Annotated in this window: 29 protein-coding genes and 1 tRNA gene; 23 read left to right on the top strand and 7 right to left on the bottom strand. The window is 56.5% G+C overall.

From position 1 onward, the window contains the following. The first annotated feature begins 217 nt into the window (after positions 1-217). A complete protein-coding gene (locus BLL38_RS07065) occupies positions 218-643 on the top strand; it encodes an HIT domain-containing protein (protein ID WP_076961904.1) in 426 nt (141 codons plus the stop codon). 3 nt (positions 644-646) lie between these two features. Further along, positions 647-853, top strand: a complete 207-nt coding sequence (locus BLL38_RS07070; RefSeq protein ID WP_076961905.1) for a SlyX family protein — start codon at positions 647-649, stop codon at positions 851-853. Between the two features lie 81 nt (positions 854-934). On the opposite strand, the gene BLL38_RS31650 is transcribed toward BLL38_RS07070, so the two are convergent. Beyond that, positions 935-1,537: a cold-shock protein gene (locus BLL38_RS31650; protein ID WP_076961906.1), complete on the bottom strand. Its 603-nt coding sequence runs from the start codon at positions 1,535-1,537 to the stop codon at positions 935-937. Between the two features lie 408 nt (positions 1,538-1,945). Here BLL38_RS31650 and BLL38_RS07080 point away from each other — a divergent pair, with 408 nt between their 5' ends. The 18 genes from BLL38_RS07080 (at position 1,946) to BLL38_RS07165 (ending at position 15,722) form a co-directional block, all read left to right on the top strand. Continuing rightward, positions 1,946-2,419, top strand: a complete 474-nt coding sequence (locus BLL38_RS07080; RefSeq protein WP_076961907.1) for a Dps family protein — start codon at positions 1,946-1,948, stop codon at positions 2,417-2,419. 192 nt (positions 2,420-2,611) lie between these two features. After that, positions 2,612-2,962: a ribbon-helix-helix domain-containing protein gene (locus BLL38_RS07085; RefSeq protein ID WP_076961908.1), complete on the top strand. Its 351-nt coding sequence runs from the start codon at positions 2,612-2,614 to the stop codon at positions 2,960-2,962. Between the two features lie 163 nt (positions 2,963-3,125). Continuing rightward, positions 3,126-3,347 carry an FmdB family zinc ribbon protein gene (locus BLL38_RS07090; protein WP_029300317.1) on the top strand — a complete coding sequence of 74 codons (222 nt, stop codon included), beginning with the start codon at positions 3,126-3,128 and terminating at the stop codon, positions 3,345-3,347. 110 nt (positions 3,348-3,457) lie between these two features. Then, positions 3,458-5,233, top strand: coding sequence for an aspartate--tRNA ligase (aspS, locus tag BLL38_RS07095; RefSeq protein WP_076961909.1), 1,776 nt, complete (start codon positions 3,458-3,460; stop codon positions 5,231-5,233). 135 nt (positions 5,234-5,368) lie between these two features. After that, positions 5,369-6,115, top strand: coding sequence for a YebC/PmpR family DNA-binding transcriptional regulator (locus BLL38_RS07100; protein ID WP_076961910.1), 747 nt, complete (start codon positions 5,369-5,371; stop codon positions 6,113-6,115). A gap of 182 nt (positions 6,116-6,297) precedes the next feature. Then, complete coding sequence (gene ruvC, locus BLL38_RS07105; protein WP_005790910.1) at positions 6,298-6,822, top strand: crossover junction endodeoxyribonuclease RuvC; 525 nt, start codon at positions 6,298-6,300, stop codon at positions 6,820-6,822. A gap of 63 nt (positions 6,823-6,885) precedes the next feature. Beyond that, positions 6,886-7,497 (top strand): Holliday junction branch migration protein RuvA, encoded by a 612-nt coding sequence (gene ruvA, locus BLL38_RS07110; protein ID WP_076961911.1) that lies wholly within the window; start codon positions 6,886-6,888, stop codon positions 7,495-7,497. Continuing rightward, positions 7,498-8,556, top strand: coding sequence for a Holliday junction branch migration DNA helicase RuvB (gene ruvB / locus BLL38_RS07115; protein WP_029300308.1), 1,059 nt, complete (start codon positions 7,498-7,500; stop codon positions 8,554-8,556). A gap of 136 nt (positions 8,557-8,692) precedes the next feature. After that, a complete protein-coding gene (ybgC, locus tag BLL38_RS07120) occupies positions 8,693-9,148 on the top strand; it encodes a tol-pal system-associated acyl-CoA thioesterase (protein ID WP_076961912.1) in 456 nt (151 codons plus the stop codon). A gap of 1 nt (position 9,149) precedes the next feature. Continuing rightward, the gene (tolQ, locus tag BLL38_RS07125; RefSeq protein ID WP_029300305.1) at positions 9,150-9,845 is read left to right on the top strand and encodes a protein TolQ; all 696 of its coding nucleotides are present in this window, start codon (positions 9,150-9,152) and stop codon (positions 9,843-9,845) included. A 23-nt stretch (positions 9,846-9,868) separates the two neighbouring features. Then, positions 9,869-10,321: a protein TolR gene (gene tolR, locus BLL38_RS07130; RefSeq protein ID WP_162473200.1), complete on the top strand. Its 453-nt coding sequence runs from the start codon at positions 9,869-9,871 to the stop codon at positions 10,319-10,321. Then, positions 10,321-11,394, top strand: coding sequence for a cell envelope integrity protein TolA (gene tolA, locus BLL38_RS07135; RefSeq protein ID WP_076961913.1), 1,074 nt, complete (start codon positions 10,321-10,323; stop codon positions 11,392-11,394). Before tolR ends, tolA begins: the two co-directional genes overlap by 1 nt. 17 nt (positions 11,395-11,411) lie before the next feature. After that, positions 11,412-12,692, top strand: a complete 1,281-nt coding sequence (tolB, locus tag BLL38_RS07140; protein WP_154220440.1) for a Tol-Pal system beta propeller repeat protein TolB — start codon at positions 11,412-11,414, stop codon at positions 12,690-12,692. Between the two features lie 55 nt (positions 12,693-12,747). Further along, on the top strand, positions 12,748-13,248 hold the full coding sequence (gene pal, locus BLL38_RS07145) for a peptidoglycan-associated lipoprotein Pal (protein WP_029300299.1): 501 nt from the start codon (positions 12,748-12,750) through the stop codon (positions 13,246-13,248). A gap of 6 nt (positions 13,249-13,254) precedes the next feature. Continuing rightward, the gene (gene ybgF / locus BLL38_RS07150; RefSeq protein ID WP_076961914.1) at positions 13,255-14,079 is read left to right on the top strand and encodes a tol-pal system protein YbgF; all 825 of its coding nucleotides are present in this window, start codon (positions 13,255-13,257) and stop codon (positions 14,077-14,079) included. A gap of 165 nt (positions 14,080-14,244) precedes the next feature. Continuing rightward, positions 14,245-14,892: a 7-carboxy-7-deazaguanine synthase QueE gene (gene queE / locus BLL38_RS07155; protein ID WP_057441364.1), complete on the top strand. Its 648-nt coding sequence runs from the start codon at positions 14,245-14,247 to the stop codon at positions 14,890-14,892. A 1-nt stretch (position 14,893) separates the two neighbouring features. After that, positions 14,894-15,583 carry a 7-cyano-7-deazaguanine synthase QueC gene (gene queC / locus BLL38_RS07160; protein WP_076961915.1) on the top strand — a complete coding sequence of 230 codons (690 nt, stop codon included), beginning with the start codon at positions 14,894-14,896 and terminating at the stop codon, positions 15,581-15,583. Between the two features lie 63 nt (positions 15,584-15,646). After that, positions 15,647-15,722: transfer RNA gene (locus BLL38_RS07165), tRNA-Lys, on the top strand. 258 nt (positions 15,723-15,980) lie between these two features. On the opposite strand, the gene BLL38_RS07170 is transcribed toward BLL38_RS07165, so the two are convergent. Together BLL38_RS07170 and BLL38_RS07175 are read right to left on the bottom strand one after the other, a co-directional pair. Beyond that, entirely contained in the window at positions 15,981-16,238 is a 258-nt protein-coding gene (locus tag BLL38_RS07170) for a DUF3077 domain-containing protein (protein WP_242627603.1), read from the bottom strand. 681 nt (positions 16,239-16,919) lie between these two features. Further along, the gene (locus BLL38_RS07175) at positions 16,920-17,585 is read right to left on the bottom strand and encodes a hypothetical protein (protein ID WP_232243736.1); all 666 of its coding nucleotides are present in this window, start codon (positions 17,583-17,585) and stop codon (positions 16,920-16,922) included. Positions 17,586-18,168: 583 nt separating this feature from the next. Here BLL38_RS07175 and BLL38_RS07180 point away from each other — a divergent pair. Beyond that, the gene (locus tag BLL38_RS07180; RefSeq protein WP_076961917.1) at positions 18,169-18,447 is read left to right on the top strand and encodes a type II toxin-antitoxin system Phd/YefM family antitoxin; all 279 of its coding nucleotides are present in this window, start codon (positions 18,169-18,171) and stop codon (positions 18,445-18,447) included. Next, positions 18,419-18,727: a Txe/YoeB family addiction module toxin gene (locus tag BLL38_RS07185; protein WP_076961918.1), complete on the top strand. Its 309-nt coding sequence runs from the start codon at positions 18,419-18,421 to the stop codon at positions 18,725-18,727. Before BLL38_RS07180 ends, BLL38_RS07185 begins: the two co-directional genes overlap by 29 nt. 29 nt (positions 18,728-18,756) lie before the next feature. Here the strand turns inward: BLL38_RS07185 and BLL38_RS07190 are convergent, their stop codons facing one another. Together BLL38_RS07190 and mobH are read right to left on the bottom strand one after the other, a co-directional pair. After that, the gene (locus BLL38_RS07190; RefSeq protein WP_076961919.1) at positions 18,757-20,094 is read right to left on the bottom strand and encodes a site-specific integrase; all 1,338 of its coding nucleotides are present in this window, start codon (positions 20,092-20,094) and stop codon (positions 18,757-18,759) included. Next, positions 20,091-21,944 carry a MobH family relaxase gene (gene mobH, locus BLL38_RS07195; protein ID WP_169897717.1) on the bottom strand — a complete coding sequence of 618 codons (1,854 nt, stop codon included), beginning with the start codon at positions 21,942-21,944 and terminating at the stop codon, positions 20,091-20,093. The genes BLL38_RS07190 and mobH overlap by 4 nt, the downstream gene beginning before the upstream one ends. Positions 21,945-22,482: 538 nt before the next feature. On the opposite strand from mobH, the gene BLL38_RS30400 reads away from it, so the two are divergent. After that, on the top strand, positions 22,483-22,842 hold the full coding sequence (locus BLL38_RS30400; protein WP_076961921.1) for a DUF3742 family protein: 360 nt from the start codon (positions 22,483-22,485) through the stop codon (positions 22,840-22,842). A gap of 34 nt (positions 22,843-22,876) precedes the next feature. On the opposite strand, the gene BLL38_RS07205 is transcribed toward BLL38_RS30400, so the two are convergent. Together BLL38_RS07205 and BLL38_RS07210 are read right to left on the bottom strand one after the other, a co-directional pair. Then, on the bottom strand, positions 22,877-24,430 hold the full coding sequence (locus BLL38_RS07205; RefSeq protein WP_076961922.1) for a conjugal transfer protein TraG N-terminal domain-containing protein: 1,554 nt from the start codon (positions 24,428-24,430) through the stop codon (positions 22,877-22,879). Next, a complete protein-coding gene (locus tag BLL38_RS07210; RefSeq protein ID WP_076961923.1) occupies positions 24,427-24,801 on the bottom strand; it encodes a hypothetical protein in 375 nt (124 codons plus the stop codon). Before BLL38_RS07210 ends, BLL38_RS07205 begins: the two co-directional genes overlap by 4 nt.

Here is a 24,801-nt window from a genome sequence, read left to right on the forward strand (position 1 = left end):
AAAGATGCGACTGTCAGAAATGTTACCGGTTCACCCTTGAAAGTGAGTAATCGGCGGATAGTCCTTGCTCAAGGCGGGGCATAAAAGACTCATTTTGGTGCGTCGGTGCCCGGCAGTGGGATTGCTCGCAGGTGGCGAGCGGATTGCCCCGTGAAGCAGCCGCCATTCGCAGGTATGCTGGGCGCCTGAAACTGACTAGCCGAACGGAGTGACTGCGGTGTTCGCCTTGGATCCACGTCTGCAAAACGACACCTTGCCCATCGGGGAATTTCCCCTGTGCCGGCTGCTGCTGTCCAACGATTCAAACTACCTGTGGCTTATCCTGGTGCCGCGCATTGCGGGCATCAGCGAAGTGTTCCAGCTCGATGCCGGTGACCAGTCCCGGTTGTGGCACGAAACCACCACCTTGGCGCAGTTGCTCAATACAGGGTTCGATGCCGATAAAATGAACATTGGCGCGCTGGGCAATGTGGTCAACCAGTTGCATATGCACGTGATTGTGCGCAAGCGCGACGATGCGGCCTGGCCTGCCCCAGTCTGGGGCAGGCACCCGGCAGTGCCTTATACCGACGCTCAGGTCGCGGTGATCCGTGCCCGTCTGCGCCAGTTGTTGCCCCCCGACTTCACTTTTGCCCAGGACTGAGCCATGGACCTGCAAGACCGCGTGACGGACCTTGAGAGCCGCCTGGCTTTCCAGGACGATACCATCGAGACACTCAATGACATCCTGGTCGCCCAGCAGCGGGCGGTAGAGCGCCTGCAATTGCAGATAACGGCCTTGCTCAAGCGCCAGGAAGAAATGGGCGGGCAGTTCGAGTCTTCCGAGGAAGAAGCGCCGCCGCCCCATTACTGATGCCCGGATAAACCCCAGGCGATAAAAAACCGCGATGCAGTCTCGACTGCATCGCGGTTTTTTTTGGGGCCTGGTCTGGGGTCAGCGACGCGGCAGGGCGGCGATCACGTCTTCAGCTTGCAGGCCTTTGTCACGGTTCATCACGGAGAACTCCACGCGCTGGCCTTCCACCAGGACGCGATGGCCTTCGCCGCGAATGGCCCGGAAGTGGACGAAGATATCGTCGCCCGAGTCCCGGGAAATAAAGCCGAAGCCTTTGGAGGTGTTGAACCACTTGACGGTCCCGGTATCCCGGTTGGTCATATCGTAGTTTTGCGAGGTGGCCGGGGCCGATGCACGGTAGAAACTGATGGCCAGGTGAAGAACGATAGCCACAACAGCAATGGCCAGGCTGAGCAGGATGGCTGGATGGCCGCCGACTTCAGGCATGGGGGCCAGGAGGGTGAGGGTTTGTACGACGACGGTGAGTACCAGCAATGCGCTGACCAGGTTTTGCAGTTGATGGCGTGTGCCTTTGTTCCAGTAGGGAATCACTGGCGCCAGCGTCAGGTTGAGAAGGCCGAACAGAGCCAGGTACAGCGCGTCGTGTTGTTGCAGGTACGGCAGGCTTTCTGGTTGCAGGCTAGGGATAAAGGACAGCAGCAACGCTGCAGCGCCCGTTAGCAGGTGGACGATTTTCAACATTTTAATTAACTCACGTTAAGACGGATCACAAGGAAGAGCTGACTGGCACGGTTCGCTTCTGAACAATGGGAGGCGTTGGGCACGTGCGCGATTTTCAGCCTATGCCGCTTACCACAGGAAATAGCGGCGGCGACACGCTGCCTATTTAACAGCAAAGCCTGTGCCTTCTCAAATCAAGCGTTTCAAGGCGTTGCGAAGATTATGGCATTTGTGCGGCAAACGCTTGTCCTAGACAGGTGCGCGGTTTTTTCAGGGCGCCGGGCCTTGTCGCTCGTGCATCAAGCGTGAGGCAAAGAGGCGATTTGTCGCAGGCTTCCTGCGGCGCGAGGGCTGCGCAAGGCGGGTACTCTTGCTAGAGTGGGTAAGCGCCTGATCAATGAATTTTCATCACAATTGAAGGGAATAAACATGGCAATCGATATCGGTATCAGCGAAGAAGATCGTAAATCCATTGTTGACGGACTTTCACGGCTGCTTTCAGATACCTATGTACTCTATCTGAAAACCCATAACTTTCATTGGAACGTCACAGGGCCGCAATTTCGTACATTGCACTTGATGTTTGAAGAGCAATATAACGAACTGGCGCTGGCCGTCGACTCCATTGCCGAGCGTATTCGTGCCCTGGGCTTTCCTGCACCGGGTGCCTACTCTATCTATGCCCGTCTGTCTTCGATCAAGGAAGAAGAAGGTGTACCCAGCGCTGAAAACATGATCAAGCAACTGGTTGATGGCCAGGAAGCCGTTACCCGCACGGCCCGCGGGATCTTCCCGTTGCTCGATAAAGTCAGTGATGAGCCCACCGCAGACTTGCTGACCCAGCGCATGCAGATTCACGAAAAAACCGCCTGGATGCTGCGTGCGCTGCTCGAAAGCAAGTAAGCACCGCAGGCCAGTGGTGCCTGGCAGGCGCCACTGGCTTCACCTGGTTGCTTCCTGATCCATACGTTGGCTTGTCCTACGCACAGCGACTCTCCGTCTTCTGGCTGCCTTTGCCTGCTTGATGTTTTATAGGCTCAACGGTCAATAACAGCCGTTTATTCAAGAGCCGTTTGGCAAGGGAGTGTCAAGTGTATGTCGCGTAGTATGGGTAAAGGTGTGCTGGAAACTTCCGGCGTCTACAAGATAAAGATCGACCCCTTCGTCAAAGGGTTCGATATGGCGCTGGCCCGGCCATTATCGCGTTCTGTCCGGTTGAATGGTTTCTCAACATGCCTGCGGCTTGAAGAAGTGTATTGGAATATCCTTGGCGAGATCGCCAGGATCAATACCTGTTCGGTCAGTGCGCTGCTGTCTTACGTCGATCGCGAAGTGCACCTGCGTTATGGCGGGGTCAAGAATTTCAGCGGCCTGGTCAGGGTGGTGTGTGTGGTTCATGCGTTGAAAGGGCAGGTATCCACCGCAGATCAGGCTGGGGTTATGTAGCCGGGTTACCCTGTATCAGAGGGGCCGGAGTGTTTCTATAGCGTGCGCTGCGCGTTGCCACGGCTGCACAGCCTCGATTTAACGGATATAATCTCGCCCTTTGCTGCGCATACCGGCTGGTACGGGGCGTGGCGCAGCAGTGATGTGATCGCCGAGATATTCCATGCCCATGTACGATTACCAATGCGCTTCCTGTGGTCATCAGTTGGAAGCCATTCAAAAGATCAGCGACGCGCCGTTGGTCGACTGCCCTGCTTGCCGGGCGCCCGAGCTGAAAAAGATGTTGTCCATGCCGGGCTTTCGCCTGAGCGGTAGCGGCTGGTACGAGACCGACTTCAAGACCGGCGCCAAGAAGAACCTGGCGGGCGGCGACAAAGCAGACTGAGTTGAACTCTACGCGCGAGCTCCTGCATTATCCGTGGCCTGACTTAAAAGGTGCGGTGTCCGGGCAGGAACTCCACCGAATTTCGAATTACGAGAAGTGAAACCACTACCATGATGCGCAGCCACTATTGCGGCCAACTGAACGAGACCCTGGAAGGTCAGGAAATCACCCTTTGCGGATGGGTTCACCGTCGCCGCGACCATGGCGGGGTGATTTTCCTCGATATCCGTGATCGTGATGGTCTGGCCCAGGTGGTATTCGACCCGGATCGCGCCGAGAGCTTCGCTGCCGCCGACCGCGTGCGCAGCGAGTACGTCGTGAAAATCACCGGCAAGGTCCGCCTGCGTCCGGCCGGTGCCACCAACGCCAACATGGCGTCGGGCATGATCGAAGTGCTGGGCTACGAGCTGGAAGTGCTGAACGAGTCGGAAACCCCGCCGTTCCCACTCAACGAGTTCTCCGACGTTGGCGAAGAAACCCGCCTGCGTTATCGCTTCCTCGACCTGCGTCGCCCGGAAATGGCCGAAAAGCTGCGCCTGCGTTCGCGCATGACCACCAGCATCCGTCGCTTCCTCGACGAGAACGGCTTCCTCGACGTCGAGACGCCGATCCTGACCCGGGCTACGCCGGAAGGCGCCCGTGACTACCTGGTGCCAAGTCGTACCCACGCCGGTAGCTTCTTCGCCCTGCCGCAATCGCCGCAGCTGTTCAAGCAACTGCTGATGGTCGCCGGCTTCGACCGTTACTACCAGATCGCCAAGTGCTTCCGCGACGAAGACCTGCGCGCCGACCGCCAGCCGGAATTCACCCAGATCGACATCGAGACCAGCTTCCTCGATGAAAAAGAGATCATGGGCCTGACCGAAGAAATGATCCGCAACCTGTTCAAGGAAGTGCTGGGCCTGGAATTCGGCGAGTTCCCGCACATGACCTTTGAAGAAGCCATGCGCCGCTACGGTTCCGACAAGCCAGACCTGCGTAACCCGCTGGAACTGGTCGACGTTGCCGACCAGCTCAAGGAAGTCGACTTCAAGGTGTTCAGCGGCCCGGCCAACGACCCGAAATGCCGCATCGCCGCACTGCGTGTGCCAGGCGGGGCGAGCATGCCGCGCAAGCAGATCGATGACTACACCAAGTTCGTCGGCATCTACGGCGCCAAGGGCCTGGCGTACATCAAGGTCAACGAGCGCGCCAAGGGTGCTGAAGGCCTGCAGTCGCCTATCGTCAAGAACATCCCGGAAGACAAGCTCAATGTGATCCTCGACCGCGTTGGCGCAGTCGATGGCGATATCGTGTTCTTCGGCGCCGACAAGGCCAAGATCGTCAGCGAAGCCCTGGGCGCGCTGCGGATCAAGCTGGGCCACGACCTCGACCTGCTGACCTGCAAATGGGCACCGATGTGGGTCGTCGACTTCCCGATGTTTGAAGAGAACGACGACGGCAGCTTCAGCGCCCTGCACCACCCGTTCACCGCACCCAAGTGCACGCCGCAAGAGTTGGAAGCCAACCCGGCGGGCGCTCTGTCCCGTGCCTACGACATGGTGCTCAACGGCACTGAGCTGGGTGGCGGTTCGATCCGTATCCACCGCAAAGAGATGCAGCAGTCGGTCTTCCGCCTGTTGGGCATCAACGAAGCGGAACAGGAAGAGAAGTTCGGCTTCCTGCTCGACGCCCTGAAATATGGCGCTCCACCCCACGGTGGCCTGGCCTTCGGCCTTGACCGCCTGGTGATGCTGATGACCGGTGCCCAGTCGATCCGTGAAGTGATTGCCTTCCCGAAAACCCAGAGTGCTGCGGACGTCATGACCCAGGCTCCGGGTGTGGTGGATGCCAAGGCGCTGCGCGAGCTGCACATCCGCCTGCGCGAGGCGCCGAAGGCTGAGTAAGGCTGCGGCGTGAAAGCGCGATAAGGTTGTACGCAGTCAAAAAGGCGCATCTTCGGATGCGCCTTTGCGTTTAAAAGAGGGAAATCCCGCCTGGGGCGGGATTGAAAGGTTTCTAGAGAATTTCGGAGTTGTGTTATGGCTGGCCATTCCAAGTGGGCGAACATCAAGCACCGCAAAGAGCGTCAGGATGCCAAAAAAGGCAAGATCTTCACCAAGTGGATTCGCGAACTGACCGTCGCTGCCCGCCAGGGCGGCGGTGATCCTGGCTCCAACCCGCGCCTGCGCCTGGCCTTGGACAAGGCCCTGGGCGCCAACATGAGCCGCGATATCATCGACCGCGCCGTGGCCCGTGGGGCCGGTGCGGCAGATACCGACGACATGGTCGAACTGACCTATGAAGGTTACGGTCCGGGCGGCGTCGCGGTGATGGTCGAATGCATGACCGACAACCGCAACCGTACTGCAGCGGCCGTGCGCCATGCCTTCAGCAAGTGCGGCGGCAACCTGGGGACGGATGGTTCGGTGGCCTATCTGTTCGAGCGCAAGGGCCAGATCACCTTTGCACCCGGCACGGATGAAGACGCCCTGATGGAAGCTGCGATGGAGGCGGATGCCGACGACGTGGTGACCAACGAAGACGGCTCCATCGACGTGTTCACCTCGTTCGCCGGCTTCTATGCGGTGCGTAACGCCCTGGAAGCGGCTGGCTTCAAAGGCACCGACGCAGAAATCGTCATGCTGCCGACCACCAGCGCCGAACTGGACCTGGATGGCGCGCAAAAGGTGCTCAAGATGCTGGATATGCTTGAAGACCTGGATGATGTGCAGAACGTCTACTCCAACGCCGACATTCCAGAGTCTGTCGCCGAACAGCTTTCTTAACCGCAACACCGATCCAATGTGGGAGCTGTCTCGCCCGGCGAGGCTGCGATGCAGGCAACGCGCAGTGTCGGGTGTACCGCGGCGATACCATCGCAGCCTCGCCGGGCGAGACAGCTCCCACAGGATTTCATGTCGCCCTGCATGTTTTATGCTGGCTTTTGTTCACTCTATCTGCAGGCGTTATGACTTTAATCCTAGGTATCGACCCCGGTTCGCGCATCACCGGCTTTGGCGTGGTGCAGCAGACCCCGCGTGGCTGCATCTACGTCGCCTCGGGGTGTATCCGTACCGGCGCAGGGGAACTGGCCGAGCGCTTGCAGATCGTCTACCGCGGCGTGCGCGAAGTGATCCAGACCTACGGGCCGGTGACCATGGGCATTGAAAAGGTGTTCATGGCCAAAAACGCTGACTCGGCCCTGAAGCTGGGCCAGGCCCGGGGCGCGGCGATTGTCGCCGGTGCGGAGGAGGGCATGGAAATCGCCGAATACACCGCGACCCAGGTCAAGCAGGCCGTGGTCGGCACCGGCGCGGCCAATAAAGAGCAGGTGCAGATGATGGTCATGCATATGCTCAAGCTCACCTCCAAGCCACAGATCGACGCTTCTGACGCCCTGGCCATTGCCATTTGCCATGCGCACACCCGGTCCAGCCTGCTGCCCCATGGCCTCGGCACGGCACGCAGTCGTGGCGGGCGCCTGCGTCTCTGATAGCATCAGCGCAATCGTTATGGTCGGGCCTCGATCTGACCTCAAGCTTTAAGGATCTGAACCGTGATTGGACGCTTGCGCGGCACCCTGGCTGAGAAACAGCCGCCGCACCTGATTCTGGATGTAAACGGGCTGGGGTATGAGCTGGAAGTGCCCATGACCACCCTGTACCGCCTACCGTCGGTCGGTGAGCCGATAACCTTGCACACCCATCTGGTGGTGCGCGAAGACGCGCAACTACTCTATGGTTTTATCGGCAAGCGTGACCGCGACTTCTTCCGCGAGCTGATCCGCCTCAATGGCGTAGGCCCGAAACTGGCCCTGGCCTTGATGTCGAGCCTGGAAGTGGACGAACTGGTACGTGCCGTTTCGGCCCAGGACACCTCGGCGCTGACCAAGGTGCCGGGGGTTGGTAAAAAGACCGCTGAGCGCCTGCTCGTGGAACTCAAGGACCGCTTCAAGGCCTGGGAAGTGGCGCCAAGCATGTTTACCCTGGTGCCGAACCAGCCGGATATGCCGGCGACCCAGGTCGCCAGTGCCGAAAGCGATGCCGTCAATGCGCTGATCTCCCTGGGCTACAAGCCCCAGGAGGCCAGCAAGGCCGTGTCGGCCATCAAGGACAAGAACCTGAGCGCAGAAGACATGATCCGCCGAGCCCTGAAGGGAATGATTTAAGTGATTGAAGCTGATCGTCTGATTGCGGCCACCGGCCCTCGCGACCGCGAAGAGGTCCAGGACCGGGCCATCCGCCCCCTGAGCCTTGCCGACTACATCGGCCAGCCCACCGTGCGCGAGCAGATGGAGCTGTTCATCCAGGCGGCGCGCGGGCGTGCCGAGTCCCTGGACCACACGTTGATCTTCGGCCCGCCGGGGCTGGGCAAGACCACCCTGGCCAATATCATCGCCCAGGAAATGGGGGTGTCGATCAAGAGCACCTCCGGCCCGGTGCTGGAACGCCCGGGCGACCTGGCCGCGCTGTTGACCAATCTTGAGCCCCATGACGTGCTGTTTATCGACGAAATCCATCGGCTGTCGCCCATCGTCGAAGAAGTGCTGTACCCGGCCATGGAAGATTTCCAGCTGGATATCATGATTGGCGAAGGCCCGGCGGCGCGCTCGATCAAGCTCGACCTGCCGCCCTTCACCCTGGTCGGCGCCACCACCCGTGCCGGCATGCTGACCAACCCGTTGCGAGACCGTTTCGGCATTGTTCAACGTCTAGAGTTCTATAGCACTGCCGATCTGGCGACGATTGTCAGCCGTTCGGCGGGGATTCTTGGCCTGCCGCTGGACCCGGAAGGCGCCTTCGAGATTGCCCGCCGGGCCCGGGGCACGCCGCGGATCGCCAACCGCTTGCTGCGCCGGGTGCGCGATTTTGCCGAGGTGCGGGCCAAGGGCCATATCACCAAGGCCGTGGCCGACCTGGCGCTGAACCTGCTGGATGTCGATGAGCATGGTTTCGACCACCAGGACCGGCGCCTGCTGCTGACCATGATCGAGAAGTTCGACGGCGGGCCGGTGGGTGTTGACAGCCTGGCGGCGGCGATCAGTGAGGAGCGCCATACCATCGAGGATGTGCTGGAGCCGTACCTGATTCAACAGGGTTACATCATGCGTACGCCGAGGGGGCGTGTGGTCACGCGCCATGCGTATTTGCACTTTGGGTTAAACATTCCGTCACGATTGGGGGAGATGCCTGTGGTAGACGAATTCCTCGATGCAGTGGACGATTAAAGGCATGAGCGGTCGATTTATTCGACGTTTGTGCTGTCCTAGTGGCTGGCGTCGTCATTCTTTCGTTAGAAATGCTGCTGAGAATGAAAAACAGTTGCCTGGCCGGATTGGCAACCTGAGGAGTAAGCACTAGAGTATGCGCGCGCAAAACGGGGATCAGTCGTTCGCACATCGCTGTCGCGTTTATTACGAGGACACCGATGCGGGCGGCATCGTGTATTACGTCAATTACCTAAAGTTTATGGAGCGGGCTCGAACCGAGCGGCTACGGGAACTGGGCTTTGCCCAATCCCAGCTGGTAGGGGAGGACCTGTTATTTGTCGTGCATTCCAGCGAGGCCCGTTACTACGCGCCGGCGCGACTGGACGATGAATTGCTGGTCAGCGCGCAAGTAATCGAATTGAACCGTGTCAGCCTGCGCTTTAAACAGCAGGTCAGGCGGGCAACGGATGCAACGCTGCTCTGCGAGGGGCAGTTCCTGGTGGCGTGTGTGCGCACCAACAGTTTGAAACCCAGGGCCATTCCCGAAACTCTACGTGCGGCCTTTGCCAACGTGAGCGGCGCGGGTCAACAATCAAAGCAGGAGATTTAGCGTGGAACCTACCGTCGTCGACCATTCCTCCATGTGGAGCCTGGTCAGCAATGCCAGTGTCGTGGTTCAACTGGTCATGCTGACCCTGGTAGCCGCATCGGTTACCTCATGGGTCATGATTTTTCAGCGCAGCAACCTGCTGCGCGCCGGTCGACGTGCCCTGGAGAGCTTTGAAGAGCGCTTCTGGTCGGGTATCGACCTGTCCAAGCTGTATCGCCAGGCGGGCAGCAACCCGGACCCGGATTCGGGCGTCGAGCAGATCTTCCGCGCCGGTTTCAAGGAATTCTCCCGCCTGCGCCAGCAGTCCGGCGTTGACCCGGAAGCGGTCATGGAAGGCGTGGCCCGTGCCATGCGCGTAGCGATCTCGCGCGAGGAAGAAAAACTCGAGCAGAGCCTGCCATTCCTCGCCACCGTCGGCTCGGTCAGCCCGTATATCGGTCTGTTCGGTACCGTATGGGGCATCATGAACTCCTTCCGTGGCCTGGCAACGGCCCAGCAAGCGACCCTGGCCACCGTGGCCCCGGGTATCGCCGAAGCGCTGATCGCCACTGCCATCGGCCTATTCGCTGCAATCCCCGCAGTAATCGCCTACAACCGTTTCGCCGCCACCAGCGAAACCCTGATTGGCCGTTACTACACCTTCGCCGATGAATTCCAGGCGATCCTGCACCGTAAAGTGCACACCAGCGAAGAATAAGCAGGTAATTCCCAATGGCTTTAATCGCTCGAGCTCGCAAAAAGCGCAAGCCGGTCGCCGAGATGAACGTCGTGCCTTACATCGACGTGATGCTGGTGCTGCTGGTGATCTTCATGGTGACCGCGCCGATGCTCAATCAGGGTGTGAAGGTTGATCTGCCCAAGGTTTCCAGCGAAGCCTTGCCGCAGGACAACAACACCCAGGTCCTGACCATCTCGATCAAGGCTGACAAGACCTATTACTGGAACCTTGGCAGCGAAGTCGACACCCAGAAGCAACAGGACAAGGCCATGACCTTGCCGCAGATGACCGACGCGGTGACCAAGATCATCCGCGCCGGCAACGAAGGCGGCAAGCACACCCAGGTGTTCATCCGCGGTGACAAGTCGGTCGACTATGGCTCCGTCATGGGTGCCATGGGCGGGCTGCAGAAGGCCGGGGTCGGTAATGTTGGCTTGATTACCGAGGCGCCCTGATGCAGCAACAGCGAGAGCCGTCCGCCTCGGAAAGCTTCTTCTGGCCTAGCGTCTGGGCAATTGCCCTGCACGTTCTGGTGTTTGGCATGCTGTTTGTCAGCTTTGCCATGACCCCGGAGTTGCCGCCAGCCAAGCCGATCGTGCAGGCGACCCTGTATCAGCTGAAATCGAAAAGCCAGGCCACCACCCAGACCAATCAGAAGATTGCGGGTGAGGCCCAGAAGTCGGCTGCGCGCCAGACTGAAGTCGAACAGATGGAACAGAAAAAGGTCGAGCAGGAAGCGGTGAAGGCTGCTGCGGAACAAAAGAAAGAAGAGGCGGCTCAAAAGGCCGAAGAATCGAAAAAGGCTGACGAAGCGAAGAAGGCCGATGAGGCGAAAAAGGCTGATGAAGCCAAGAAAGCCGAGAAAGCCGCCGAAGCGAAAAAAGCCGAAGAGAAACAATTGGCTGATATAGCCAAGAAGAAATCTGAAGAAGAAGCCAAGAAAGCGGCTGAAGAAGAGGCCAAGAAAAAGGCCGCTGAAGAAGCCAAGAAAAAGATAGTCGAAGACGCGAAGAAGAAAGCCGCCGAAGACGCCAAGAAAAAAGCCGAAGCAGACGAGGCGAAGAAGAAAATCGCCGACGACGCGAAGAAGAAAGCTGCCGCCGACGCCTCCAAGAAAAAGGCCCAGGAAGCAGCACGCAAATCCGCCGAAGATAAAAAGGCCCAGGCCTTGGCAGATTTGCTTTCCGACACGCCGCAGCGTCAACAGGCCCTGGCCGATGAGCGTGGTGATGAAGTCGCGGGCAGTTTCGACGATCTGATTCGCGCACGCGCAGCAGAAGGCTGGACACGTCCACCTTCGGCACGCAAAGGCATGACAGTCGTGCTGCAGATCGGCATGTTGCCGGACGGTACGGTGACTTCGGTCAGCGTGGCCAAGTCTAGTGGCGACGGTTCGTTCGACAGTTCGGCGGTTGCAGCGGTCAAGAATATTGGCCGCCTGACCGAGATGCAGGGAATGAAACCAAGCGACTTCGCTCCCTATCGTTCATTCAAGATGACATTCACACCTGAGGATCTAGCCTTGTGAGAAACCTTCTTCGAGGAATGCTTGTCGTTATTTGCTGTATGGCAGGGATAGCGGCGGCGGATGAAAAGAACATCCTGGTAACCAGCGGTAGCGATCGGGCCACCCCGATTGCGGTTGTACCGTTTGGCTGGCAGGGCGGCAGCGTGCTGCCGGACGATATGGCGGAAATCATTGGCAATGACCTGCGCAACTCGGGTTACTACGCGCCAATTCCGAAACAGAACATGATCAGCCAGCCGACCCAAGGCAGCGAAGTGATCTACCGTGACTGGAAAGCCCTGGGCGCCCAGTACCTGATGGTAGGTAGCATCGTGCCAGCGGGCGGTCGCCTGCAGGTGCAATACGCCCTGTTCAACGTGGCTACCGAGCAGCAAGTGCTGACCGGTAGCGTGTCGGGCAGCGTCGATCAACTGCGGGACATGGCGCACTACATCGCCGACCAATCGTTCGAGAAACTGGTCGGTATCAAAGGTGCGTTCTCCACCCGCATCTTGTACGTGACGGCTGAGCGTTTCTCGGTGAACAACACCCGCTACACCTTGCAGCGTTCGGACTACGACGGTGCCCGTGCAGTGACCCTGTTGCAGTCACGCGAGCCGATCCTGTCGCCGCGTTTTGCCCCGGATGGCAAGCGTATCGCCTACGTGTCGTTTGAACAGAAGCGTCCGCGCATCTTCGTCCAGCACATCGACACCGGTCGCCGCGAGCAGATCACCAACTTTGAAGGCCTGAACGGCGCGCCAGCCTGGTCGCCGGATGGCAATCGCCTGGCATTTGTACTGTCCAAGGACGGTAACCCGGATATCTACGTGATGAACCTCGGTTCGCGCCAGATTACCCGTGTCACTTCCGGCCCTGGTATCAATACCGAGCCGTTCTGGGGCAAGGATGGTTCGACCATCTACTTCACCTCGGACCGTGGTGGCAAACCGCAAATCTACAAGAGCAGTGTTGGCGGTGGTGGTGCCGAACGTGTGACCTTTATCGGCAACTACAACGCCAATCCGAAGCTTTCGGCCGATGAAAAGACCCTGGTTATGATCCATCGCCAGGATGGCTTCACTAATTTCAAGGTTGCGGCCCAGGATTTGCAGCGCGGAAGTGTAAAAATTCTCACAGATAGCACTCTTGATGAGTCACCTACTGTTGCGCCCAACGGCACCATGGTAATCTACGCCACCCGCCAGCAGGGCCGGGGAGTCTTGATGCTCGTGTCCATTAATGGACGCGTAAGGCTCCCGCTTCCTACCGCACAAGGCGAAGTCAGAGAACCGTCCTGGTCCCCTTACCTGAACTGACGCGGCGCTACAAAAAGAAGTACTTAACACACTGGGGTTCATTAGGAGTTTCACGATGGAAATGCTGAAGTTTGGTAAGTTTGCTGCTCTGGCTCTGGCTCTGTCCGTAGCCGTTGGTTGCTCGTCTAAAGGCGGCGACAATGCCGGTGAAGGCGCAGCTGTTGATCCAAACGCTGGTTACGGCGCTAACACTGGTGCAGTTGACGGCTCCCTGAGCGAAGAAGCTGCTCTGCGCGCAATCACCACTTTCTACTTCGAATACGACAGTTCGGACCTGAAGCCAGAAGCCATGCGCGCTCTGGACGTTCACGCGAAAGACCTGAAAGGTAACGGCGCTCGCGTTGTTCTGGAAGGCAACACCGACGAACGTGGTACTCGTGAGTACAACATGGCACTGGGCGAGCGTCGTGCGAAAGCCGTTCAGCGTTACCTGGTACTGCAAGGTGTTTCCCCAGCTCAGCTGGAACTGGTTTCCTACGGTGAAGAGCGTCCAGTTGCTACCGGCAACGACGAGCAATCCTGGGCTCAAAACCGTCGCGTCGAACTGCGTAAGTAATTCGTCATGCGAACGTGCCGTCGTGTTGTAACCGTATTGGCTCTCAGCCTTGCACCGCTTGCGGTGTGGGCTGCGGTTCCCGTGGAAGATAGCAACTCTGGCTATAACAATAGTGGGAGCAGCTATCCACCTGCAGGTTATGGCACGAACGGCGCCTATGCGGGAGGAGCGGCCACGGCCGCTCCTTCGGCACAGGGCGAACTGTTCAACCAACTGCAACGCATGCAGGATCAATTGGCGCAGCAACAAGGCACCATTGAAGTTCTGCAAAATGAAGTGCGTCAGCTCAAGCAGGAAGGCCTGGAGCGTTACCAGGATCTTGACCGACGTATAGGAGCCGGCGCTACACCAGCCGCTACTCCTGATAATTCTTCTGCCGGTGGTGCCGCAAGCGCCGCCGGTGGTGCAGCCGCAGGTGCCACACAGGCCCCTGCCGCCAACAGCGAGCCGGGTGATCCGGCGAAGGAAAAGCTGTATTACGACGCAGCCTTCGACCTGATCAAGGCCAAGGATTTCGACCGGGCCAGCAAGGCGTTCACCGCTTTCCTGGGGCGTTATCCAAACAGCCAATACGCGGGCAATGCCCAGTACTGGTTGGGTGAGGTCAACCTGGCCAAGGGTGATTTGCAGGGGGCAGGCCAGGCATTTGCCAAGGTCAGCCAGCTTTACCCCAAACACGCCAAGGTGCCTGATTCGTTGTACAAACTGGCTGATGTAGAGCGCCGCCTGGGTCATACCGACAAGGTCAAAGGCATTCTGCAACAGGTGGTGGCCCAGTACCCGGGTACCTCTGCTGCCCAGTTGGCCCAGCGCGATTTGCAGCGTTTGTAACCACTGCTGTTCCGCCTGGAAGAAACCCGCGCCTATCGCGGGTTTTTTCGTTAGAATCCACGCCCTTTTATGAAATACGCTTTTTGGGGTTCACGCTTTGCCGGGATCCCACAAAGTGCCTGACGGAGGCGGACAGCCTGTTTAGCTGTTACGCCCGTGGCGACTATGCAAGACACATTACGCATCACCGAAGTTTTTTACTCGTTACAGGGTGAAACGCGCACTGCCGGCCTGCCCACAGTATTTGTGCGCCTCACCGGCTGCCCGTTGCGCTGCCAGTACTGTGACAGCGCCTACGCTTTCAGTGGCGGCACCATTCGCACCCTCGACGACATCCTGGAGCAGGTTGCAGGCTTCCGGCCGCGCTACGTCTGTGTGACGGGCGGTGAGCCCCTGGCCCAGCCCAATGCCATTCCTTTGCTCAAGCAGCTGTGTGACGCCGGTTACGAGGTGTCGCTGGAAACCAGCGGCGCCCTGGACATTTCCGCGGTCGATCCGCGTGTCAGCCGCGTGGTTGACCTGAAGACGCCGGACTCCAAGGAAGCGCATCGCAACCGTTATGAGAACATCGAGCTGCTGACCGCCAACGACCAGGTGAAGTTTGTCATTTGCTCGCGGGACGACTACGACTGGGCCAACTCCAAGCTGATCCAGTACGGCCTGGACCGACGCGCCGGCGAGGTGCTGTTCTCCCCCAGTCACCATGACTTGAACGCTCGCGACCTTGCTGATTGGGTGGTCGCGGACAACCTGCCGGTGCGCCTGCAATTGCAGCTGCATAAATACCTTTGGAACGACGAGCCAGGACGCTGAAATGACTGAACAAATCACTGACCAAAAACGTGCCGTAATCCTGCTGTCTGGCGGCCTCGACTCCGCCACCGTGGTGGCGATGGCCCGTGCCGAGGGCTACAGCTGCTACACCATGAGCTTCGACTATGGCCAGCGCTCTCATGCCGAATTGGACGCTGCCGCCCGTGTCGCCCGCGACCTTGGCGTGGTGGAGCATAAGGTGATCGGCCTGAATCTCAATGGCATTGGCGGTTCGGCCTTGACCGACAGCTCCATCGACGTGCCTGAGGCGCCCACTGAGGGCATCCCGGTCACCTATGTGCCGGCCCGTAACACCGTGTTCCTGTCGCTGGCCCTGGGCTGGGCAGAGGTGCTCAATGCCCGTGACATCTTTATCGGTGTCAACGCCGTGGACTACTCCGGCTACCCGGACTGCCGCCCAGAGTTCGTCGAGTCGTTCGAGCGCATGGCCAACCTGGCGACCAAGGCCGGCGTAGAAGGGCACGGCTTCCGTATCCAGGCGCCACTGCAAAACCTGAGCAAGGCCGATATCGTCAAGGCAGGTGTAAGGCTTGGTGTCGACTACTCGCTGACTGTTTCCTGCTACCAGGCAGATAATGACGGTCGTGCTTGTAGGAAATGTGACAGCTGCCGACTGCGTGCAGAAGGCTTCCAAGCGGCCGGAATTACTGACCCAACGCGTTATTTCTGATTTATTTAAAATAAGGTGTTGAATAATCCTTAGAAATCAGTATTATACGCGCCACCACACAGCGGGTCGTTAGCTCAGTTGGTAGAGCAGTTGGCTTTTAACCAATTGGTCGTAGGTTCGAATCCCACACGACCCACCATTTTTAGCGGTTTAGAAAATCCGGAAGGCCCACGCAAGTGAGGATTTCCGGGTTTTTTTTTGCCTTGTGCAAAGGCAAGCGTGGGGTTCTCTGAGGAGCGTGACGTACTGCTTACAGGTTAGACATGCAGCCGTCTGGAGTGAACAATAATTTCGCGGGTGGGTTGATGTCAATATGCTGAAGATGGCTTTCGGCTGCCCCTGAGTGCTTCGGATTTCAGGCCTTCAGACAATTCATACGTACTTTGAAACCCGTTATTCACGAGGTCTGAGAATCAGACCGTGTCGGCAGCAGTGCCTGCCTCACGTCGTCAATGACTGCTTTCGCCATTTCGCTCAGATAATGCGTTGCCCAAGCGTAATGCTCTCCACGTGTATCCATCGCGGCATCCACCGCGAGTCTGTGAGCGCAGTGTAGTAACGATGAGGCATGTTCCAGAGCATCGTTCACCGGCATGCCGGCGTTTACACGAAAAACATCTCTCTCTTGCTCTAACGACTGGGCGAATGTTGTCACGCCTACAGTTTTTACTACGGATTGCTGGGTTATGGTTGACCTCCAGGACTTGAAAGGCGATTGCAGAGTTGAGCAGTGCGGATCGGGTTAGTCGAGGAGGGTGGGTCTGGGGATGGCAGGGTCATGTCGTCAACTCCTAGTGCAAGGACTGGGAGGCTGTCACCTGTGCTGCTAAACGGTAAGGGTGGCAGCCGTGCGCAGGTTAGCAGACCGGCGCACTAGGAAAACCGGCGCGCCCAAAGGCGCCCTGCGCACGGCCACCATAAGCTGCAGGCCAAAAAAAGCGCCATGCAGAGGTGGCGCTGTGCGCCTAGTTGCGGTCCAGGCTGCTAAACCTGATCGCTGAGGTGCAGCGACGTGGGCAGGCTAGATAGAGAGGGCTCTAGGCGCAAGCAGTGTGAGTCTCTCTCGGAATTGACCTACTTGTTTAAAGGAAAATTCGTTGAGGGGAGTGCCATCAAGATGTTTTTGACTTTCCTCGAACTACATCAGTTGAGTGACCTGCAGCTGTCATGAGCTACAGCAGCATGATGTCACGCTTTGGCAGACGGTCAGTGAGCGGATAGGTTTAATACGTCAGGGGCTATTTGTATCGATGTAGATGCGGCCTTGTCATTCGCGGCTACCGTCCCGGAGTTGTTTAATCACACAATACGCGCCTCGGTGATTAATTTAGGTTTGTCATGGCCGCTGATCAAGCACGGTGGTGACACTCTCGATTTCATCCAGCCACGTGGCAGTGGTCGGACACCGCCAAGCCACCAGTGTCAGCATCCGCGTGTAGTCGGCAGCAAGGTTCCTGGCAAAAATTGGCTCATGATGTGCTATCCGATTTCGGATACTCCTAACCCCATCCAGTTCGTAGTAAATCATCTGCCGGCATTGCTGAACTGTCAGCCCTGCCGGCATGCCTGGAAATGAAGCTTTCAAGTGGGGCAACCACAAACGATTGTCAAATCGTTGCGTGAAAAGCCGGACCCAAAAAGCAAATTTCAGCTCGGGAATTACTGTATTTGTATTCCCAGCCCGAGCCTTTCCCCTTGCAGTACATAACTCTTTGCGCATGCTAAAACCTGACTGGGGATCTGGAAGGCTTCGCTCAAAGCCTAGGGACCATGGCCATTGGAGGCCGTAGACAGCACTCAAGACGTCTGAAACAGCGTTGCGCACAGCAACCTCGCAAGCCTGCTGAGGCAGCATGAACGCCCCTGATATCTCCGCGTTCCAAGCGTAAAGCGTGAGAGCCTGCCTTGTGTTCAGCATAGTTAGCGTGCGTGCATAGGTCCCAAGGCGCTCCTTGGAAAGCACTTTTTCGACGGCTTGAGCGTCAGCAGCAGAGATTGGCACACAGCTCTCCTTGATATTGCTACTCAACTATCTGTTGACTTGATCAAATATGATCAATAGGATTGATCTACTCGCTCTGGGACTCGTTGGTGGAAACCTCCCCCCGGAGACATGCGAAAAAAGAAGGCTCACCGAAAGGTGGGCCTTTTTCGTATCTGGTCAAATAATTCTCCGCACGATATCGCCAAAACGGACAAGATCACCAGCAAAAAAGTCGAGGATAGCCCCGGTCTTATGGTGTTTCTGCTGTTCACGGAATATTCCTGCAAGGTAAAGGGACTGATCTGATGAGTAGATGTGTCAGGCTGCTGATTCGTTAGCAGCTGTAATTACCGTGCAGACACAAACACATGTTATCGCCCCTGTACTGCTAGCTCGCTGATCGGGTTGCGTGGATGTGGTCTTTAAAGGTGGTACAAAGTTTTGTACCATGGCGACGGCCTGTTGCTACACGGTGTCTGCAAATGACGCCAGTTCCCTCAGGTTCGCCATATCACACCACCTTGCACATGCAGGGGATTCTGAATCCAACCAGAGGAAGTTTCTGGGGATGACCTGAGAAGTCTCAGGAAGGACTCAAACAATGCACGTAATTACCTTTAGCCAGGCTCGCGCCGGTTTAAAGCAAACGATGGACGATGTATGCCGGGATCATGAGCCGACCGTCATCACACGCCAGCGTGGCGATCATGTAGTCATCCTTTCTCTGGAAGACTACAACTCCATGGCTGAGACCATGTACCTCTTGGGTACCGAGTCCAACGCTACACGCCTACGTCGTTCCATCGCACAGCACAAAGCCGGGAAAACCTTCACCAAGGAGCTCCCCCTAAATGTCAGCGAAGCAGAAGCTGAAGAATAAGCGCAACATTCGGGAGAATGTGGCCGTCTCGTTTGTGCCCGATGGCTGGGAGGACTACCAGCACTGGGACAGAACTGACCCGGTCAAACATGCGGCCGTGAACGAGTTGATCGAGGCCTGCCTACGAGATCCATTCAAAGGGCTGGGCAGGCCTGAGCCGCTAAAAGGTGATTTGACCGGTTACTGGTCCCGGCGGATCGACAAAGAGCACCGACTTGTCTATGCCTACGAAAGTGACACGCTGACCATCATTGCTTGTCGTTTCCACTATGCGAAGTAACACAGGGAAAGCTCTACCTGGGGCACTTTTCAGCTCCAGCCCCCGCCAAATGTATTCGCTCCGTAGCGGTCCATCATCATCCTAAGCATCACAGCTGCCTCCTCGTTGTCGTCAGCCGGGGCTCGCTCCTGGATGCCAAGATCCGCCCACAAGGTTCCAGGGCCGTCCCACGGCAGCTCATGGCTTAGTCCTGTTGCGTAAGGTGATGGCTTGTCTTCCAGAGAGGTGCAGTCGCCGTATCTTCCAGCGAGCGGACCAATCACAGACAGCGGTTCACCCGTTGCGTCGGAGAGGCTTTGTTCAAACGGAAGTTCGTCTGAGCCCGCATCAAAGATCGCCATCAGCGAAAGCTGCTCAGGCACCTGCTCCAGGTCTTCTGTCACTGGGTCTGGTGTAATCTGCTCAGCCACATAGTGCTCATGCCCTAATGCCCCCTGCACCGCGCTACGTTCATGCAGCACGTTGCGCATGTGCTCGTAGTCGACCTCGATGTAATTCAAGGTTGTCGCGAGATTCGAGTGATTGAGTAGGCTTTTCGTCAGGTGGATGTTCCGCTCTGGCTGTCTCATCAGGTCGGTAGCCAAGGTATGCCTGAACCGGTGCGGGGTCATTCGTGTGCCCGTCTGCACTGTTAGCTTCTTGTACATAGCCTCCACCTGGTCGGTGTCCATTACCTTGCCGTAGTGATATTTAGAAAAGCGATTCACGTTGAACAGCTGATCCCCGGGTTCAAAGCCCAGCCCTTTTGCCGTCTCAAACACCTGTGACAAATGAGGCAGCAGTCCTTCCATAATGGGGATGCAGAATTCCCGATGAGTTTTCTCGGTATCGGCACTTACCATGATCAGCCGTTGCGCCCAGTCGATATCGGCATACCTCAAACACAGCAGTGCATTAAGCCGAATCCCGGTGTAGTAGAACGTTTCAAAGACGGCCAGCCAGAACCAGGCGGGTGTGATTTTGCTGCGTTTCTTGGTTGTCGCCTCTTGTTCAACGAGTGTTCTAAGCCAACTGCGGGCTTTCCTGATCTCGTCACGCACGACTGTTTTGCTTCGTCGTTTGGGAGGGATGACAGAGGTCTTTTTGAACGGGTTAGTTGACGTCCTCGGTAACGCGCCGTGTTCAATGGCGTAACCCCATACCGTGCGCAGATGATTTGAATAGGTGTTCCAGCTCGTCTTAGCCAGGCCACCATCGAGCACCGTCCTACGCCAGTCCAGTACCGCTCGATGGTCAATAGCCTCAACCGCACTGTCATTGAAGTGGCGGATCAACGCTCTGGTCGATGCTCGATAGATGTCTGCAGTCGAGTTTCTAAGGTCATGGGTAACGATGTAGTCCTCGGCCAGGTCCATGGGCGTTGTCATTCAGCGACCTCCTTGGTGTCGAGGCTGAGGCTGACATTGTCGAAGGGGACCTCAGTAAAAAGGACATGCGGATCCTGCAGCAGGTAGCCTTTGAGCTGATTGGTGCGACGCGGGCCAATGACATTGCAGTCCCAGATATTCAGTTTCTTTGCGGTCTTGCGGTGCAGTTTCTGTTTTTCAAAGCTGCGCTGAACCAGCTCCCAGCCTTCCAGACGCAACGGTTTGGCCTGCTGCTCCACGTCAGGGAATTCTTGGGCGTAGCGCTTGAAGATCCCCGGAGTGACCAACATGGCGGTGCCGTCTACGGTGTGAACCAGGGCTCTAACATCATTGATGATGAGATGCCGGGAGGCGATCCCGGTCTTCAACCAATCAACGAATTTCAAGCCTAGGTCAGTGCTATTGCTTGTCATCGGTTTCATTACTTCGGTGTTTGCTGAAGATTCACTTTTCACGTCCGTGTCGACTGTTGTCGGTTCCGGCGGGAGGGTGTCCGTCATGGAGGTGGAGTTGTTTTCAGTTGATAGGGAAGAGGGGACGCGGTTAAACAGGGTCAGCAGATCCTCAAGGTCTTCGTGTTCATTGGGTGATGCTGGCCCGAGGTGGGTGGGGTGCTGGTCAATGGGCTCGGCTTCGGCAATACCTGCAGTCTTGTGTTGAGGTTGAGCGCGGACTTGTTTGAGCTTCTCCTCGCTGGGTTCGACGCTTGGGTTGCCCGCCTCGACCTCAAGCGTGCCGAAGTAAGATTGAGGTCGATCCTTGGGATCGTTCCAGATCAGCGCGGGCGAGAGCTTGAGTAGCGTGAAGGTGTTTCTCCAGCCCCGGTCGTTGTCGACCGTCACTTTCCAAATCGCCTTGTCTTGAGCGTTTCTCTGGATCACGCCCTGGTCCTGGAGCAGGTTGAAGAACGGCGCGTTGGAGCTGGGAATGCCCTCGATACCTTGTGCCAGCAGATAAGCGCGCAGTTGATCGGCAGTCGGTTTGCTGACGAGCCATAGAGCATCATCTGACAGCCAGCCATCCGACGGACCGTCAGCCTGGTTCAGTTTGAACTTGTCTCGCACCAGGTGCCGCAAGCCATCAGCCAGTTGGCGTTGCAACGATTGTCTGGGGGCGCTGACGGCTCGCTCTGGATTGCCTCCGAGCGCCTGGGCAACAGAGGCCTGGTCGGCTTTGATGACGATCTCACCCAGGATGCCAGCATGTTCGTACTGGCCGGCGAGGGTGAATATCAGTTGGGCCCACAATTCTGGAAAGCCGCAGAGCCAATCGAGGATTTCGGGCGTGAGCACCTGGGCATAAATCAACGATGCCGCAGCGCCGTGCAGTTGGTAGTTGCGATCTTTCACGTATTTGAATCGATAGGGGTGACTCAACGGGCCGTGCCAGGGGTGCCAGGTTTCCCCGGCGGCAGTTTCAATGTACATATCCACGGCTATCTTTCCCAAATCATGGATAAGCGCGCCATAGGCTGCGGCAGCCGTCCACGCCTCAGCCTGTGCCGATTGCGACTCGGGTGGGGCACCAATGGGGAGTAAGTAGGTTTGTCGGATCTTAAGGGCATAGGCAACGATCTCCAGCCCGTGATCAAGCATTCCGCCGAGGTGTGCATGGTGGTGATTCTCAGAGGCAGGGAGCTGCTGGACCAGTTCTGCGAAGCGTTCAAGCGGGTGCCTGTAAAGCTTTGCAAATTGAAGGCGTGACAGGGATGCGCGCTGCCAGATGTTCTCAAGTAGCTTTTGTCGCCGTGGGGTATTCAGCAATTCCACGCCAGACGCTGGTTGCAAAAAATTGGTGTGAGAGGGGACCGCTGGGTTTGCTGCTTTTTTGCGGCGCAAGAGTGAAAACATCACGAGCTCCATAAGTGGTTATGGGCCGGCCTTTTCCTCTATTCAGTACCTACTGCTCAATGGAAAACCATTACCAATTGGTTGTCTCAATTGTTGGGCGATATGACATCGCTTGCGATTGATGGAATGCATTTTGGACAAATTTAGAAACATGATGAAGCAGGATGGTTCTCTTTGAAATGTAGGTTTTTTCTGTTCAAGTTGGTGTAGGTTAGTTTATGGGTTGACTATATTGAGAGGATTGGTCTGAAGGAGTGTTAGCCCTTTCCGCTAGGCGGCCCTTTCAGATAGGGCTTTTACCTTTGTTATCCATTCCATTGGCTTTTAAACATGCCATTTCCTTTTGGGATGGTTGATTGGTGGTTGCAGTTTGATCTCATTGGTGTGCTGCGAGTGGTAATAGGAAGATTTTTGGGATATGTAGGAAATTTCAGATAATTTTCAGTTTTTTCTAGGAGTCTTGTGAGCATGCGGTTTTTGGTTTATACCGTTTTTCAATAAACAGCCTTCGTTTTGAGCGTCAGAGGGGAGCGCCAGTATGAAATTTCAATGTACTCCACAAAGCTTAGGATTTGGGGTTGGAAAGGTGATGCGTTTTTTGATTTTCGATTCAAAACCTTTAGTGCGCTGGATTGCAAGATTGACTTTGCTTGTGTTGTTACTGATAGCTGGAGCCTATTTTGTTCATTGGTTTATCAGTTTTTTTATGTCGTTTTTGAGCCTTGGTCTAATTTTGTGGGCTATTGGTAAAGGCGATTTATCAAAATTATCCTCCAAGAAGGAAGGAGGTCTACGTTTGACGAGTGCTGATGGCTATCGATATGGGGAGGCTGGATATGGTTATTATATCAACGGCTATCGAATTGACGCTGATGCAGATAATACAGCCTCCCACTGATGCGCTATATTCCCTAATATTAGACGATTTGATTTTAACTTTTCTTCTCTTCGTCAGGTCCGTGAATTGCATCGTTTGCCCCTTGGGTCGCAAACTCTGCGCCTTGAGATCCTGCATTTTTCACGGGGTCAGTTCCACTTTGAAGGCCACTTATCAGTGATGATCCAACACTGATTCCTGCCCATCCAAGGGCACCAATCCAGAACATTGGCATAATGATAAACATCGAAGCCATTACGAAATTAAGAATTGCATCTTGTGTTGCGGTGTTGAGCCCCATAACTGGGTCGAGACTGAGATGTGGTGATCCAGAGCCGTAGAGAGCATCCAGGATGGTACTGTCAATCCATCTGGCGAGCTGGAACCAAAAGTCTACAAAGACTAATGCGAAGAAAATCACGCTCATAGTCATCGCAACTTTCAGTTGGTATGCTCCTATAATCAAGGCGATAGGTAAACATATCACCATTGCCATTTTCAAGAATGCCATCACCATTGGAAGTGCTTGTCTCAGCATGTCCATAGCCGGAAAGTACCCCACTGATCCAAGAGCGATACCAAACGTTCCTACTGCGCGCGCGGCACCATTCCAAATCGTTCCACCCACCTGGCCACCGTAATCGGTATAGACAGCCGCCGTAATTTGATTGGATGGTGAAACCAACTGCCGGGTCAGTGCTTCACCCACCTGTTCTTGAGATAGCCATCTGGCCCAGCCAAAGAAGCGTGATCTCAAGTCGGGGTCGATCTGTTCCTGTAATCGCGCCTTCAATCCGATAGTGCTGTCTAGCCACCACTGTTTGCACGTTGGGTAGCCTCCGCCCCCAGATACTTGCGGGAGACCGACATCCCGCGTCGAGTTGTATGGCCAAGGTGTTCTAGGCGTTCGGGAATAGTCTGTGTCGTAATAACCGGGGGTGTTCAAGAAGTACTTCGATCCGACCCAGCTCAAGTCGGCAAAAGCCCCTGATTTTGGGTCTTCGGCGATCACCTCAGGATTACGCATAAACAACCGCGCCCGCGAACGCCCGTAACAATCCCGAGTGAAATCCGCAACCTCCTGGACCAGCAACGGATTGTTGATCCTCGTATTATTCACCTCCATTCGCATCTGCCGCAGATCCGTGCCACAAGGAATGGATGCCACAGCCCCACTGGTGACGGCTTTGGACAGCGCGTGCATAAAAGCCCACCATACCGGCATCTGCGCACTTTTCCCTGCGAGGGTGCTGAATGAGGTATTCCAACCCGTTTCCGTAGGCGTGGGCAGTTGATACTGGCATTGGCTGGCCCGGGAATGGTCGAACTCCAGGGTGTCGAAACCGACGTTGATCACTGGAAGCGCACAAAAAGCCACCACCACGTACCCCACGTAGACATTCGTTTCAATACGCGCCAGGGACAGAACACCTTTGTTCCCTTCATCCGCACCCTCACCGCGAACCTTCAACCATTCGCGGATCACGATGACGGCGAAGGGCAAGGCGTAGAGGCCACTGTCCTCGATCATTGACCAGATACCGTTATTGATGATCCAACCCACAAGGGTCAGGTAGTACTCCAGGTAATCGTGGGTATAGAGCGTCACACCTGACCTCCTGATTGAAAGAATGCCTTGTTCAGCTCAACGAGCAGCAACAGCAGAACCACCAGAAACTCTGCTCTGCGCAGGCGTTTACGCTGGTGCATTGAAAGGGTGAGGCGAGCCTTGAGCTTGAGCCAGAACAGCGTAACGACGCTGTACAGGGTTAAGCGCCAGGCCAGCAGGTATCCGTAGTTGTCTTCTCGCCACTGGTGAAACTGCTCCACATCGTCAAAGACATGCATGAGCAAGGCGCTGAAGAGGAGCGTGCCGATGCTGATGACAAACAGCGTCAAAAGCCCGATGCCGACACTTCGCAGAAGCCTCTTGATCATTGATGGTATTGCGGTTGAGTTGGGGGGCTGAACATTGGGCAT

This window comes from Pseudomonas gessardii (genome assembly GCF_001983165.1).
GTDB classification, from domain to species: domain Bacteria; phylum Pseudomonadota; class Gammaproteobacteria; order Pseudomonadales; family Pseudomonadaceae; genus Aquipseudomonas; species Aquipseudomonas gessardii.